This window comes from Enterobacter sp. B79-1 (assembly GCF_057444735.1).
The window spans coordinates 87,943-102,469 of sequence record NZ_JBYAZJ010000011.1; the positions used below are offsets into that span (position 1 = coordinate 87,943).

Here is a 14,527-nt window from a genome sequence, read left to right on the forward strand (position 1 = left end):
TCAGCAATGGCTACACCACGATTGACCCAGAAAGATATGACGGAAGCCGAGCAGCGCGAACTGAAAACGCTTCTCGACCGCGCCCGCATCGCCCATGGCCGCACGCTGACGAACGCCGAAACCAATCAGGTTAAGAAAGAGTACATCGATAAACTGATGGCGCAACGTGACGCCGAGGCGAAAAAAGCCCGCAAACTGAAAAAGCAGCAGGCTTATAAGCCGGATACCGAGACGACCTTTTCCTGGTCGGCCAATACCTCTACCCGTGGACGGCGCTAATTAGCGCCCTTTCTTTTTGCGGCCAGGCTGGGCAAAACGTTTTCCGTTGGCCGGTTTGCCTCGACCTTTCTCTTCCGCCTGCGGCGCCTTCACCACCGGGCGCTTAATGGCCTGCGTTTTCGGTTTCGCTTTAGCTTTCGGCTTCGCTTCGGAGGATGAGTTCTCGATAAGCTTGAACAGCTCGATCAGCTCGTCTCCGGTTAAATCACGCCACTCACCGAGCGGAATGCCCGACAGGCTGACGTTCATAATGCGCGTGCGTTCCAGCTTCGTCACCTCGTAGCCGAAGTGCTCGCACATGCGGCGGATCTGACGGTTTAAGCCCTGCACCAGCGTAATGCGGAACGCGAACGGTGCTTCTTTCTTGACCTTACACTTTTTCGTGACGGTACCGAGGATCGGCACGCCCGCGCCCATGCCACGAATAAATTCGTCCGTCACCGGCTTGTTCACCGTGACAATGTACTCTTTCTCGTGGTCGTTACCGGCACGCAGAATTTTGTTGACCAGGTCACCGTGGTTGGTAAGGAAAATCAGCCCCTGAGAGTCTTTATCCAGACGGCCAATCGGGAAGATACGGCTGCTGTGGTTCACGAAATCAACGATGTTGTCCCGTTCACCGTCTTCCGTGGTGCTGACAATCCCAACCGGTTTATTCAACGCGATAAACACCAGGTCTTCAGCATCACGCGGTTCGATGACCTGACCATTCACTTTAACCACATCGCCAGGCACCACCTGGTCGCCGATGGTGGCGCGCTTGCCGTTAAGAAACACGTTACCTTGTTCAATGTAACGGTCAGCCTCGCGACGTGAGCAGATCCCGCTCTCGCTAATGTATTTGTTTAATCGGGTTGATTGAGTTGGCAGCATAGTTTCTCCTGTGAAGGGCGAAATATACCTTACCTTGAGGCTGACAAAAAAGTGTTAGTAACCGTTGATCAAAAAATCGAGTGCATCCCGCAGTGAAGCCCGGTTTTGCGTAAGATCGGCAACACGCTCGCCTAACTCTTTTGGCGATATGCCTGCCATCATGTGCATCATGACCACGCAGGGTTTTCCCGCGACCTCAACGGCGGGAGCGACCAGTACATGCTTCATCAGAACGACCTCTGAAAGTCACTAAAGGAGCCGTTTTCATCAACCCACTGGTTAATGGCGTCAATCGAAGCTTTATTTTCTTCCAGCCACTCTGCGCGCCGATGTTCACGAAATTGCTCCTGCAAAGCCGCCGTTAGCACGGCAGAAAGGTTAAGTTTAAGCCTTCGCGCCTCTTCAAGGATGTCGGGCGACAGGGAAACATTCACTGATTTTTTAATGCTATTAGCACCGCGCATGAGAACCCCCATTGGAATGCGCATGAATTGGCGAAGTGTAGCGTAATAATTGAGCACTTCCTATTCCCTTAAAAATGTAAGGGTTGAAGAATAAATTGCTCTTTATGGGGAGTCACGCCTCACAAAACCGTTTTGCGAGGCGCTTTCAGAGATTAGTACTCATCCCGCTCGTCATCTTCATCCGGCTGTTCCATCACGCTGTACGCCACCGCGCAGAACAACGAGTTGAGACGTTTCATATCGCCCAGAAGTCCCAGGTGGAGCGAGCTGGTTTCGATACTCTGCACGTTCTGCTGGTGCAAACGCTCGACGTGAGCGTGCGAGTAGCGGCGGTTCAGAATGCGGAAACGGTGCTTGTTGCGGCGCAGGCGGCGCGCGCTCGGTACGTCGCTCGAGAAGAAGACCGACATCGCCAGCTTCAGGTTGCTAACCAGCTGTTCGTGCAGCGCTTCCAGCTCCTTCAGCCCTTCGCCTGAGAACGCTCGACGCGCGGCCAGGGATTTGTCGGCGATCTCGCTGCCCATACGTTCAACGATATCCGACGCCTGCTCAAGGTTGAGCGACATCTCGATAATTTCCGCCCAGCGTCGGGACTCCTCTTCCGCCAGTTCGTCCTGCGGGAGGCGCGCCAGATAGAGCTTGATAGCGGTGTACAGCACGTTGATGTCGTCTGCCAGCCTGCGCAGCTCTTTCTCTTCGCGCGGCTCGCCGTGCATCACCTTCTGCAGCCCTTCGAGCATGGTTTCCATCGCATCGCCCATGCGCAGCGTTTCACGGGCGGCATTAGCGATAGCCAGCGCGGGCGTATCCAGCACCGAGGTATCCAGATGCTTCGGCTTAAGGCGCGCATCCAGCTCCGGTTCATCGCGGATGAGGCGCTCGCAGAAGCGGGCCATCGGCGCAGCGAACGGCACCATCGCCAGACAGCGCACCAGGTTGTAGAAGACGTGGAAGTAGATCACCAGCTCCGCCTTCGGCAGCGGAAGGTTGTCCATCAGGTTCGCCAGCGGGTGAACAAACGGCAGAATAATCAGGCTGCCCACCAGCTTAAACAGCAGGCTGCCCAGCGCCACGCGGCGGGCGGCGGCATTGGCGGCGCTGTTATTGAGCATCGCCAACAGGCCGGAGCCGAGGTTGGCCCCGATCACCAGACACAGCGCCACCGGGAAGGAGATCGCGCCTGCAGCGGTGAGCGTGGCCGTCAGCAGGACTGCTGCCAGGCTGGAGTAGCTGACGATAGCAAACACCGCACCGATCAGTGCATCCAGCATGATATCCCCGGTCAGCGAGGCGAAGATGACCTGCACGCCGTTGGCTTCGGTGATAGGGGTAACCGCCTGAACAATCAGCTCCAGCGCCAGCAGGATCAACCCGAGGCCAATCCCCACGCGGCCAAGCTGTCCGGCACGCGTCTGCTTACGGCCAAGGAAGAAGATCACGCCGAGGAAAATCAGCAGCGGTGACAGCCAGGAGAGATCGAAGGTCAGAACACGCGCCATCAATGCGGTACCGACGTCGGCCCCCAGAACGATCACCAGCGCCGGGGCGAGCGCGACCAGATCCTGCGCCACAAACGAGGTGACGAGCATGGTGGTGGCGTTGCTGCTTTGCACCAGCGCCGTAACGCCGATGCCCGCGCAAAACGCGAGCGGCTTCTTCTCAACGCTGCTGCTGAGGACGGTACGTAATCGCGCGCCGAACACGCGCATCACGCCGGTACGGACGATATGGGTGCCCCAAACGAGCAATGCGACTGCAGAGAGCAGGTGTAACAACGTCAACACGGAAGGTTTTCCTCCTTATCGTTATCTGTTTTCCTGAGGTTTAGCGCGTAGGCCCGGTAAGCGCAGCGCCACCGGGCAATAGGGTTAGAACCTTATTTCAGTATAAGGGTTTAAACGTAAGAAAGAGACAGGGCGCCCCATGAGCGCCCTGTTTGTTGTAAGGAAAAGTGATTTTAGTCGGCGTCGTAGCCCAGATTCGGTGCTAGCCAGCGTTCCACTTCAGACACGCTCATCCCTTTGCGCAGGGCATAATCTTCGATCTGATCCCGCTGCAGCTGCGCCACGGCGAAGTACTTGCTGTCCGGATGGCTGAAGTACCAGCCTGAGACTGACGCACCTGGCCACATGGCGAACGACTCGGTGAGCTTCATGCCGGTATGGGTTTCCACGTCCAGCAGTTTCCAGATGGTGCCTTTTTCGGTGTGCTCCGGGCAGGCCGGGTAGCCCGGCGCCGGACGAATGCCCTGGTAATTTTCGCGGATCAGTTCCTCGTTGCTGAGGTTTTCGTTCGCGGCGTAGCCCCAGTGCACCTTACGCACGCGCTCGTGGAGGTACTCAGCGAAGGCTTCCGCCAGACGGTCAGCGATCGCTTTCACCATGATTTTGTTGTAATCATCGTGCTTCGCTTCGAACGCGTCCGCCAGCGCGTCTTCTTCCAGACCGCCGGTTACCGCAAAGGCACCGATGTAGTCGGCTTTACCACTTAACTTAGGTGCGACGAAATCGGCCAGGCAGTAGTTGGCAAAGCCCACTTTCTCCGTTTGCTGGCGCAGATGGCGGCTGACCGCCAGCACGTGGGTGCGGGTTTCATCGCGATAAATTTCCACGTCGTCGCCCACGCGGTTCGCCGGGAACAGGCCCACCACGCCGCGCGGGTTGAGGGTTTTCTCTGCGCTCAGCGTGTCGAGCATGTCGTTGGCATCTTTAAACAGGCGCTTCGCCTCCTCTCCTACCACCTCATCCTCCAGGATGCGCGGATATTTGCCCGCCAGCGACCAGGTCATAAAGAACGGCGTCCAGTCAATGTAGTTACGCAGCGTTTCGATGCTGGCCGTCACGTCCTGTACGCCCAGACGGTGTGCGACCGGCGGCGTATAGCTGGACCAGTCAAACGCCAGATCGTTGTCGCGCGCCGCCTGAAGTGAAACAGGCGGGGTGCGCGGCTTCTTACGGCCATGCTGGATGCGAACGGTTTCGTACTCTTTGCGGGTGCGCGCCACAAAATCGTCGCGCTGGGTGTCGGAGAGCAGCGCGGAGACCACGCCCACGGTGCGCGAGGCGTTTTGCACGTAAACCGTCGGGCCGCTGTAGTTCTGCTCGATTTTCACCGCAGTGTGCGCTTTCGAGGTGGTCGCTCCGCCAATCAGCAGCGGGATGGTAAAGCCCTGACGCTCCATCTCTTTCGCCACGTTGACCATCTCGTCCAGGGACGGGGTAATCAGCCCGGAAAGGCCAATCAGGTCGGCATTCACTTCGCGCGCGGTCTTGAGGATTTTGTCCGCCGGGACCATCACGCCGAGGTCGATAATTTCGTAGTTATTACACTGCAGCACTACGCCGACGATATTCTTGCCGATGTCGTGCACGTCGCCCTTCACGGTGGCAATGACCATCTTGCCGTTGCTGGAGCCTTTCTCTTTGCTGGCTTCGATGTAGGGCTCGAGATACGCCACCGCCTTCTTCATCACGCGGGCGGATTTCACCACCTGCGGCAGGAACATTTTGCCTTCGCCGAACAGATCGCCGACCACGTTCATGCCGTCCATCAGCGGGCCTTCGATCACTTCGATTGGACGGGCGGCCTGCTGACGTGCTTCTTCAGTGTCGAGTTCAATAAATTCGGTAATGCCTTTGACCAGCGAATACTCCAGACGCTTTTTCACGTCCCAGGAACGCCACTCGGCCTGCTGAACGTTTGCCGCCTCATCCGATTTGCTGCCGCGGTATTTTTCCGCCAGGTCCAGCATGCGCTCGGTGGCGTCGTCACGGCGGTTAAGGATCACGTCCTCGACGGCATCGCGCAGTTCGGCAGGAAGGTCGTCATAAATCGCCAGCTGGCCGGCGTTAACGATCCCCATGTCCATGCCGTTGCGGATGGCGTAGTAGAGGAACACGGCGTGGATCGCTTCACGCACCGGGTCGTTGCCGCGGAACGAGAACGACACGTTCGACACGCCGCCGGAGATCAGCGCATGCGGCAGTTCGCGCTTGATGTCTTCACACGCCCCGATAAAGTCCTGGGCGTAGTTGTTGTGCTCTTCAATCCCGGTCGCGACGGCGAAGATGTTCGGGTCGAAGATAATATCTTCCGGCGGGAAGCCCACCTCTTCGGTCAAAATCTTGTACGCGCGGCGGCATATCTCGATTTTGCGCTCGCGGGTATCCGCCTGGCCCACTTCGTCGAAGGCCATCACCACCACGGCGGCACCGTAGCGGCGCACCATCTTCGCGTGGTGGATAAAGATATCAACCCCCTCCTTCATCGAGATGGAGTTAACGATGCCTTTGCCCTGGATGCACTTCAGCCCTTTTTCAATGACTTCCCATTTGGAAGAGTCAATCATGATCGGCACGCGGGCGATGTCCGGCTCACCGGCAATCAGGTTGAGGAAACGCACCATCGCCGCTTCGGCGTCGAGCATCCCCTCGTCCATGTTGATATCGATAATCTGCGCGCCGCTTTCCACCTGCTGGCGGGCAACGTCCAGCGCTTCGCTGTACTTCTCTTCTTTGATCAGGCGCTTGAACTTTGCAGAACCGGTGACGTTAGTACGCTCACCCACGTTCACAAACAGGCTGTCGTCGCCGATGGTCAACGGCTCAAGGCCGGAAAGGCGACAGGCAACCGGAAGCTCGGGCAGCTTGCGCGGCGGCAGCCCGGCCACGGCGTTGCTCATGGCCGCGATGTGCTCCGGCGTGGTGCCGCAGCAGCCGCCGACGATGTTCAGGAAGCCAGACTCGGCCCACTCGCGGATTTGCGCCGCCATGGTGTCGGCATCGAGATCATATTCACCGAACGCGTTCGGCAGACCGGCGTTCGGGTGGGCGGTGACGTAGCATTCCGCGATACGGGAAAGCTCCTGCACGTACTGGCGCAGTTCATCCGGCCCCAGCGCGCAGTTGAGGCCGAAGGAGAGCGCTTCGGCGTGGCGCAGGGAGTTATAAAACGCTTCGGTTGTCTGGCCGGACAGGGTGCGGCCGGAGGCGTCGGTGATGGTGCCGGAAATCATGATCGGCAGGTCAACGCCCAGCGCCTCGAACTCCTCTTTCACCGCGTAAATCGCAGCTTTGGCGTTGAGGGTGTCGAATACGGTTTCAATCAGGATCAGGTCGGAACCGCCTTCCACCAGCGCTCTGGTCGATTCACGGTAGGCGGCAACCAGTTGGTCAAAGGTGATATTACGAAACGCCGGGTCGTTGACGTCCGGTGAAATCGACGCGGTGCGGTTCGTCGGGCCAAGCACCCCGGCAACGTAGCGCGGTTTGTCCGGCGTGCGGGCCGTCCACTCGTCGGCGCAGGCGCGCGCAAGCTTTGCGGCTTCAAAGTTGATCTCCGCCGACAGGGATTCCATCTGGTAATCCGCCATGGCGATGGTTGTCGAGTTGAAGGTGTTGGTTTCAACGATATCCGCACCCGCTTCGAAGTAGGCGTTGTGGATATCTTTAATAACCGACGGCTTGCTGAGCACCAGCAGGTCGTTGTTCCCTTTCAGGTCGCAGGGCCAGTCTGCGAAGCGCTCGCCGCGGAAATCGTCTTCACTCAGACGATAGCCCTGGATCATGGTGCCCATGCCGCCGTCCAGCACCAGAATTCGTTCATTTAACTGCGCACGCAGTTGCTCTACTTTGCTGCTCACACTTGCTCCCGACAACGCTCAACAAGGCTAAAAGGCTGGGTTCCATACTGGCACAATCTCGCAGGGTGGAAAAGTCACACAGCGGTAACATGAGACATGTTCACCATCACTCCTCCGATCAGTCATGAAAGCGGTTGCAAAATCACCAAATAAAACGAAAATGATTTCCACGATACAGAAAAAGGAGATCGTCATGGTCACGACCGTTCCCGCCAAACGCGGCAGAAAGCCTGCTGCCACCACCGCTGCACAACCCGGCGGACAGGTTCAATCGCTCACGCGCGGTCTGAAGCTGCTGGAGTGGATAGCCGAGTCGCACGGCAGCGTGGCCCTGACCGAGTTGGCCCAGCAGGCTGGTCTGCCGAACTCCACGACGCACCGCCTGCTGACCACCATGCAGCAGCTGGGCTTTGTCCGCCAGGTCGGCGAGTTGGGGCACTGGGCGGTGGGCGCACATGCGTTTATCGTTGGCAGCAGCTTCCTGCAGAGCCGCAACCTGCTGGCGATTGTGCATCCGATTCTACGCAAGCTGATGGAAGACTCCGGCGAGACGGTCAACCTGGCGGTGCTGGACCAGAGCGACCACCAGGCGATTATCATCGACCAGGTGCAGTGCACGCAGCTGATGCGCATGTCCGCACCGATTGGCGGCAAGCTGCCCATGCATGCGTCCGGGGCGGGGAAAGCGTTTCTTTCGCAGCTGAGCGAGGAGCAGGTGACGGGGCTGCTGCACCGTAAAGGTCTGCACGCCTATACCCACGCCACGCTGGTGTCGCCCGTGCATCTGAAAGAAGATCTGGCCCTGACCCGCAAGCGCGGCTACTCGTTTGATGATGAGGAGCATGCGCTGGGCCTGCGCTGCCTGGCATCCTGTATTTTTGACGAGCACCGCGAGCCGTTTGCCGCCATCTCCATCTCCGGCCCCATTTCACGCATGACCGACGATCGCGTGACCGAGTTAGGTGCGCTGGTGATTAAGGCGGCGAAAGAGGTGACGCTGGCGTATGGTGGGATCCGTTAAGATTGAGTGCGGCCTGATGCCCTCACCCCGGCCCTCTCCCACGGGGAGAGGGAGAAAACATGATGCCCTTACCCTGCGGGAGAGGGAGAAAACCGGATGCAAAACCGCTGCTTGCGGCGGTAAGCGTATACATCTTCCACGTGCCCATTTTTGATCCGCGTTTGCAGTCCGCGCCAGTAGCTGGCGCGGAAAAGATCCTCATGCATCTCTTCGAATAGCGGCCCGATGCGCGGGTCGGCGCACAGCCAGTGGCGAAACTCCTCCGGAAACACGTCCCCCGGCGAGACGCTATACCACGGCTCACCGGACAGCTCATCTTCCGGGTAGCGGGGCTGTGGGATATCGCGGAAATTCACCTCGGTCATGTAGCAAATTTCGTCGTAATCGTAGAACACCACCCGCCCGTGACGGGTGACGCCAAAGTTTTTAAACAGCATGTCGCCGGGAAAAATATTGGCGGCGGCAAGCTGGCGAATCGCGTTGCCGTATTCTTCAATGGCGTCACGTAAGGCCTGACCGTCAGACTGCTCAAGCCAGATATTCAGCGGTACCATGCGGCGTTCGATGTAGAGATGGCTGATCACGATTTTGTCACCAAGATCGGTGATTTTCGCGGGCGCTTCCTGCATTAACAGCGCCATGAGCGCCGGGTCGATCTGCTGTTTATCCAGCACAAAGTTTTCGAATTCCTGGGTATCCGCCATCCGTCCAACGCGGTCATGCTCTTTAACCAGCTGATAGCAGGCGCGGACGTGCGCAGCGCTCATCTCCTTCTGCGGCGCGAATCTGTCTTTAATCACCTTAAAGACCCGGTCGAAACCTGGGAGCGTAAAGACCAGCATCACCATACCGCGAATGCCTGGCGCTTCGATAAACTGCTCGTCGGCCGCAGTGACATAACGCAGGTACTCCCGGTAGCTTTCCGTTTTGGCGTGCTTCTGGCAGCCAATCGCCATATACAGCTCGGCGGTGGTTTTGCCCGGCAGGATCTCCCGCAGCCACTCCACCAGAGCGGCAGGCAGCGGGGCGTACACCATGAAATAGGAGCGGGCGAAGCCAAACACGATGCTGGCCTCGGCGCCGGTGGTTAGGCAGGTATCGACAAACAGTTCCCCGTCGTCGGTACGGTGAATCGGCAGCAGAAACGGCACAATAGCGGTTGGCGTAACCAGTTTACCCACCAGCCAGGCGGCTTTATTGCGGTAGAAAAGCTCGTTGGCAACCTGCAAATGGCTGCGGCTGAGCACCTCCGCGCCGAAGGTTTCGTTGAGATGCGCGTGGATATAACCGATATCCCGGGTTTTGTTTTCCCAGGGCAAGCGCAGCGGCAGATCCGTTAGCACGCGGTGCAGGAGCTTTTCCCATCCGCGATCGGGAAAGAAGTCTTTCGCCAGCGGACGCGGAATGGTTCGAAAGCGTCGCTCGGGCTGGGAGCTGAAGATAAATAACCGCTCAGGAGATAGTGAGCGGTGGTCAAATAACCGGCAATAGACGGAGTTAAAAAAGCTCTCCGCAATCTCGAAGCGAGGGTAGTCGGGTAACAGGTGGGTGTAATGCTCCTTCACGCGCAGTAAAAAATCCGCATCCGGGCTTTTACCGTCGGTAATACAGCGAAGCTGCTCCACCACCAGACCCACGTGGTGATCATAGAGATGGATACGCTGCTTCATGGCCTGCTGAACCGCATGCCAGTCTGCATGTTCGAAGCGCTGCTGCGCGCCGGATGTCACTTCAAGAAAACGACCATACTGGGCATCAAAGCCCTGCAAAATAGTTTGGGCAATCAGTAATTCCAGACCACGCGACATATATTCCCCCTCACCCCCAACCCTCTCCCCGAGGGGGGAGAGGGGGAAAAGATTAGAACTGTGCTTCTTCGGTTGAGCCCGTTAAGGCGGTGACGGAGGAGGTGCCGCCCTGAATGATGGTCGTCACGTTATCGAAGTATCCGGTTCCCACCTCCTGCTGGTGAGAGACGAAGGTATAGCCGTCTTTACCTGCGGCAAACTCCGGCTGCTGCACCTTCTCAACGTAGTGCTTCATGCCTTCACCCTGCGCGTAGGCGTGCGCCAGGTCGAACATGTTGAACCACATGCTGTGGATGCCTGCCAGGGTAATGAACTGGTATTTGTAACCCATGTCGGACAGCTGCTGCTGGAAGCTGGCGATAGTTTCGTCATCCAGCTTTTTCTGCCAGTTGAAGGACGGCGAGCAGTTGTAGGCCAGCAGCTTGCCCGGGTATTTCGCGTGGATGGCGTCGGCAAAGCGTTTTGCCAGCGCCAGATCCGGCGTTGAGGTTTCACACCAGACCAGGTCCGCATAAGGCGCGTACGCCAGGCCACGGCTGATCGCCTGTTCAATGCCGGCATGGGTACGGTAGAAGCCTTCACTGGTGCGCTCGCCGGTGATGAACTCGCTGTCGTACGGGTCGCAGTCAGAGGTGATCAGATCCGCCGCGTCCGCATCGGTACGGGCAATCACCAGCGTCGGCACGCCGAGCACGTCAGCAGCCAGACGCGCCGCAACCAGCTTCTGCACGGCTTCCTGGGTTGGGACGAGGACTTTGCCGCCCATGTGTCCGCATTTCTTCACGGACGCCAGCTGGTCTTCGAAGTGAACGGCCGCTGCACCGGCCTCAATCATCGATTTCATCAGCTCGAAGGCGTTCAGCACGCCGCCGAAGCCCGCTTCTGCATCCGCGACGATCGGCAGGAAGTAATCCGTAAAGCGCGGATCGTTTGGTTCGATACCGGCGGCCCACTGGATCTGATCCGCACGGCGGAAGGTGTTGTTGATCCGATCCACCACCGACGGCACGGAGTTAGCCGGGTAGAGCGACTGATCCGGGTACATGCTGGAGGCCAGGTTGGCGTCCGCTGCGACCTGCCATCCGGAGAGGTAAATCGCCTCGATCCCGGCCTTCGCCTGCTGCAGCGCCTGACCGCCGGTCAGCGCGCCGAGGCTGTTGATGTAGCCCTTTTTGGAGCCACCGTGCAGCAGCTTCCACATTTTCGCCGCACCGTTCTGTGCCAGCGTGCACTCTGGGTTGACCGAGCCGCGTAATTTCACCACTTCCTCTGCGCTGTACGGACGGCGGATGCCTTCCCAGCGCGGTTGAGTCCACTCTTTCTTTAACTCTTCGATTTGTTGGGTACGGGTTTTCATGTGCAGATGCTCCATTTTGTTATGTGGTGAGTTACGCCAGGAAGCGGTAGCCCGGCAGGGTCAGGAAGTCGATTAAGTCATCTGAGGTGGTGATTTGCTCCATCAGGCGCGCAGCGTCGTCAAAACGTCCACTGCTGAAGCGGTGTTCGCCCAGCTCGTCCTGGATCACCCGCATCTCTTCGGCCAGCATCTGGCGGAACAGAGATTTGGTCACCGGCTTGCCGTTGCTGAGCGTTTTTTGATGATGGATCCACTGCCAGATGGAGGTGCGAGAGATCTCCGCCGTCGCGGCATCTTCCATCAGGCCGTAGATCGGCACGCAGCCGTTACCGGAGATCCACGCTTCGATGTACTGGACCGCGACGCGGATATTGGCACGCATGCCCTCCTCCGTACGCTCACCCGTACACGGTGCCAGCAGCTGTTCTTCTGCGATGGGTGCGTCGTCTTCACGTGTGACAAACAGCTGGTTTTTATTGTCACCAAGCACGCGGTTGAAGACCTCCATCGCCGTGTCGGCTAGTCCTGGATGGGCAATCCACGTGCCGTCATGGCCGTTACGGGCCTCAAGTTCTTTATCGGCTTTCACCTTGTTGAGCACCTGGTTATTGCGTTCTGCATCTTTGCTCGGAATGAATGCCGCCATGCCGCCCATCGCAAAGGCACCGCGCTTGTGGCAGGTTTTGATCAGCAGACGTGAGTAGGCACTGAGGAATGGTTTATCCATAGTGACCACCTGGCGATCCGGCAGCACGCGATCGCCGTGATTTTTCAGGGTTTTGATGTAGCTGAAGATGTAGTCCCAGCGTCCGCAGTTCAGGCCGACAATATGATCGCGCAGCGCATGCAGGATTTCATGCATCTGGAATACCGCAGGCAGCGTTTCAATCAGCAGCGTGGCCTTGATGGTGCCGCGCGGCAGGTCAAAACGGTCTTCCGCATAGCTGAACACCTCGCTCCACCAGGCCGCTTCCTGCCAGGACTGTGTTTTTGGCAGATAGAAATAGGGACCGCTGCCTTTTGCCAGCAGGTTCTTGTAGTTGTGGAAGAAATAGAGTGCGAAATCAAACAGGCTGCCCGGAATGGCTTCCCCACGCCAGGTGACATGTTTTTCAGGCAGGTGCAGGCCGCGTACGCGACAGATCAGCACCGCCGGGTTCGGCTTGAGCTGGTAAATTTTACCGGCTTCGTTGGTATAGCTAATGGTGCCGTTCACGGCGTCGCGCAGGTTGATCTGCCCGTCGATAACTTTGTTCCAGTCTGGCGCCAGTGAATCTTCAAAATCCGCCATAAAGACTTTAACGTTGGCATTCATGGCGTTGATCACCATTTTGCGCTCTACCGGACCGGTGATCTCAACGCGACGATCCTGTAAATCTTCAGGGATGCCGCGGATTTTCCATTCACCACGGCGAATGGAAGCGGTTTCCGAAATGAAGCCAGGCAACTTGCCATCGTCAATTTCCTGCTGCTGATGAATACGTGCCGCCAGCAGCTTATTGCGCTGTGGCGTAAAGCGAGTCACCAGTTCAGTCAGAAATTCTACCGCTTCCGCCGTCAAAACTTGCTGTTCTTGCTCGCCATACAGCTGGGTAAAGGCCAGTTCATCGACCGTCGTTGCCTGTTGAGTCATTACTCTGCTCCTCATCAAAGATCCAAAATCACGCCCCCGATGCGAACGAAAGATCGTTGGGTAGTTTTCGCTCAGCAGAATTAAGACTATCTATATTTTTTCCAAAATCAAAAACAATTTCCATTTTAATTGTTAACTGTAATTAATTTATTGATTTTATTGAGGTTAAAGTTTGATCGAATGGTGAGTGGCATTTCGGAAATAAAAAAGGCACCTGAAGGTGCCTGATTTGAATAGCTGAAACGCTTTAGGATCGTTTAATGCAGAAGATTACTCCAGCGTCGGATTCATGTGACGCAGATCGTATGGCGTTATCTGGTAGACGTAATAGTTGAGCCAGTTAGTGAAAAGCAAATTCCCGTGGCTGCGCCAGGTTGCTCTCGGTTTGTTTTGCGGATCGTCTTTTGGGAAATAGTTGTACGGTACTTCCGGATTAAGACCCGCTTCGACATCACGGAAATACTCTGACGCGAGAGTATGCGGATCGTACTCAGGATGCCCGGTCACAAATGCAATGCGTTTATCCTTGCTGGCAAACAGGTAAGCATCCCCATCTTCCGTTTCGGCCAGGATCTCCAGATCGGTGTAATCACGAATCAGCTGGGCCGGGAAATCGGCGTAGCGAGAATGCGGGGCCAGGAAAGAGTCATCGAAACCACGCGTCAGCAACGCATGGGGATGAAGAATGTGGTGTTCGTATACGCCGGAGAGTTTTTCAGTGCGGGTTTGCTTGGGGATGCCATAAAGAATATTCAGTGCGGCTTGTACCGCCCAACAGACAAACAATGTGGACGTGACGTGATCTTTTGCCCACTCCAGGACCTGTTTGATCTGTGGCCAGTAGGCGACATCATTAAATTCAACCAGACCGAGCGGCGCGCCGGTCACAATCAGTCCGTCGAAGTTTTCACCCTGAATGTCAGCGAAGTTACAGTAGAAGTTGTTCAGATGCTCAGAAGGCGTGTTACGCGACTCGCGGGCATCGATTCGCAGCAGCTGAATATCGACCTGCAGTGGGGAGTTCGACAGAAGACGCAGGAACTGGTTTTCTGTTTCGATCTTTTTCGGCATCAGATTGAGAATAAGCACCTTCAGCGGGCGAATTTCCTGACCTGTCGCACGCGAAGCCGTCATGACGAAGACGTTTTCTTCACGCAAGAAATTGACGGCTGGTAGCTCGTCCTGCACCCGAATCGGCATAACTTAATATCCTCACAGCATACGTATAAACGTTTAGACATCCAGATAGCTAACGATACCCAGAAACAGGCATAATGTCGAGCCTGCAAGCGTAAGGTGAGAAAGTTTCAAGGAGGGGGAAAAACAAAAGCAAAAAACCCCGCACCTTTCGGTACGGGGTTCTTCTAATTGATGCCTGGCAGTTCCCTACTCTCACATGGGGAGACCCCACACTACCATCGGCGCTACGGCGTTTCACTTCTGAGTTCGGC

The 14,527-nt window shown here is 57.0% G+C and carries 11 protein-coding genes and 1 rRNA gene; 2 read left to right on the forward strand and 10 right to left on the reverse strand.

Annotated elements, in window-relative coordinates; genetic code table 11:
- Window positions 1–6 precede the first annotated feature (6 nt).
- Window positions 7–279 carry a YjbD family protein gene (locus tag AC2T6E_RS21760; protein ID WP_014830263.1) on the forward strand — a complete coding sequence of 91 codons (273 nt, stop codon included), beginning with the start codon at window positions 7–9 and terminating at the stop codon, window positions 277–279.
- Here the strand turns inward: AC2T6E_RS21760 and rluF are convergent, their stop codons facing one another.
- From rluF to metH, 5 genes are all read right to left on the reverse strand, one after another.
- Window positions 280–1,152, reverse strand: a complete 873-nt coding sequence (gene rluF, locus AC2T6E_RS21765) for a 23S rRNA pseudouridine(2604) synthase RluF (RefSeq protein ID WP_042715618.1) — start codon at window positions 1,150–1,152, stop codon at window positions 280–282.
- A gap of 54 nt (window positions 1,153–1,206) precedes the next feature.
- Window positions 1,207–1,380 carry a CcdB family protein gene (locus AC2T6E_RS21770; protein WP_023334123.1) on the reverse strand — a complete coding sequence of 58 codons (174 nt, stop codon included), beginning with the start codon at window positions 1,378–1,380 and terminating at the stop codon, window positions 1,207–1,209.
- Entirely contained in the window at window positions 1,380–1,673 is a 294-nt protein-coding gene (locus AC2T6E_RS21775) for a type II toxin-antitoxin system CcdA family antitoxin (RefSeq protein WP_032666560.1), read from the reverse strand. Before AC2T6E_RS21775 ends, AC2T6E_RS21770 begins: the two co-directional genes overlap by 1 nt.
- A gap of 95 nt (window positions 1,674–1,768) precedes the next feature.
- Window positions 1,769–3,400, reverse strand: coding sequence for a Na/Pi cotransporter family protein (locus AC2T6E_RS21780; protein ID WP_042715616.1), 1,632 nt, complete (start codon window positions 3,398–3,400; stop codon window positions 1,769–1,771).
- Window positions 3,401–3,573: 173 nt separating this feature from the next.
- Window positions 3,574–7,257 carry a methionine synthase gene (gene metH / locus AC2T6E_RS21785; RefSeq protein WP_486693228.1) on the reverse strand — a complete coding sequence of 1,228 codons (3,684 nt, stop codon included), beginning with the start codon at window positions 7,255–7,257 and terminating at the stop codon, window positions 3,574–3,576.
- Between the two features lie 193 nt (window positions 7,258–7,450).
- Between metH and iclR the strand changes: the two genes are divergently transcribed.
- A complete protein-coding gene (gene iclR, locus AC2T6E_RS21790) occupies window positions 7,451–8,278 on the forward strand; it encodes a glyoxylate bypass operon transcriptional repressor IclR (RefSeq protein ID WP_074136400.1) in 828 nt (275 codons plus the stop codon).
- Window positions 8,279–8,346: 68 nt separating this feature from the next.
- Here the strand turns inward: iclR and aceK are convergent, their stop codons facing one another.
- The 5 genes from aceK to rrf all read right to left on the reverse strand — a co-directional run.
- Window positions 8,347–10,086 (reverse strand): bifunctional isocitrate dehydrogenase kinase/phosphatase, encoded by a 1,740-nt coding sequence (aceK, locus tag AC2T6E_RS21795; protein ID WP_126817301.1) that lies wholly within the window; start codon window positions 10,084–10,086, stop codon window positions 8,347–8,349.
- Between the two features lie 52 nt (window positions 10,087–10,138).
- Complete coding sequence (gene aceA / locus AC2T6E_RS21800) at window positions 10,139–11,443, reverse strand: isocitrate lyase (protein ID WP_126817299.1); 1,305 nt, start codon at window positions 11,441–11,443, stop codon at window positions 10,139–10,141.
- A 31-nt stretch (window positions 11,444–11,474) separates the two neighbouring features.
- On the reverse strand, window positions 11,475–13,076 hold the full coding sequence (gene aceB / locus AC2T6E_RS21805; protein WP_126817297.1) for a malate synthase A: 1,602 nt from the start codon (window positions 13,074–13,076) through the stop codon (window positions 11,475–11,477).
- A gap of 270 nt (window positions 13,077–13,346) precedes the next feature.
- Window positions 13,347–14,276 carry a homoserine O-acetyltransferase MetA gene (gene metA / locus AC2T6E_RS21810; RefSeq protein WP_108418110.1) on the reverse strand — a complete coding sequence of 310 codons (930 nt, stop codon included), beginning with the start codon at window positions 14,274–14,276 and terminating at the stop codon, window positions 13,347–13,349.
- Window positions 14,277–14,449: 173 nt separating this feature from the next.
- Window positions 14,450–14,527 (reverse strand): 5S ribosomal RNA (gene rrf, locus AC2T6E_RS21815); the annotation flags it as partial.

What these genes read in the sequence shown, in the direction of transcription:
- aceK (WP_126817301.1), bottom strand. Translation starts at nt 10,086, where the DNA reads ATGTCGCGTGGTCTGGAATTACTGATTGCCCAAACTATTTTGCAGGGC.
- AC2T6E_RS21760 (WP_014830263.1), top strand. Translation starts at nt 7, where the DNA reads ATGGCTACACCACGATTGACCCAGAAAGATATGACGGAAGCCGAGCAG.
- metA (WP_108418110.1), bottom strand. Translation starts at nt 14,276, where the DNA reads ATGCCGATTCGGGTGCAGGACGAGCTACCAGCCGTCAATTTCTTGCGT.
- aceB (WP_126817297.1), bottom strand. Translation starts at nt 13,076, where the DNA reads ATGACTCAACAGGCAACGACGGTCGATGAACTGGCCTTTACCCAGCTG.
- AC2T6E_RS21770 (WP_023334123.1), bottom strand. Translation starts at nt 1,380, where the DNA reads ATGAAGCATGTACTGGTCGCTCCCGCCGTTGAGGTCGCGGGAAAACCC.
- rluF (WP_042715618.1), bottom strand. Translation starts at nt 1,152, where the DNA reads ATGCTGCCAACTCAATCAACCCGATTAAACAAATACATTAGCGAGAGC.
- iclR (WP_074136400.1), top strand. Translation starts at nt 7,451, where the DNA reads ATGGTCACGACCGTTCCCGCCAAACGCGGCAGAAAGCCTGCTGCCACC.
- aceA (WP_126817299.1), bottom strand. Translation starts at nt 11,443, where the DNA reads ATGAAAACCCGTACCCAACAAATCGAAGAGTTAAAGAAAGAGTGGACT.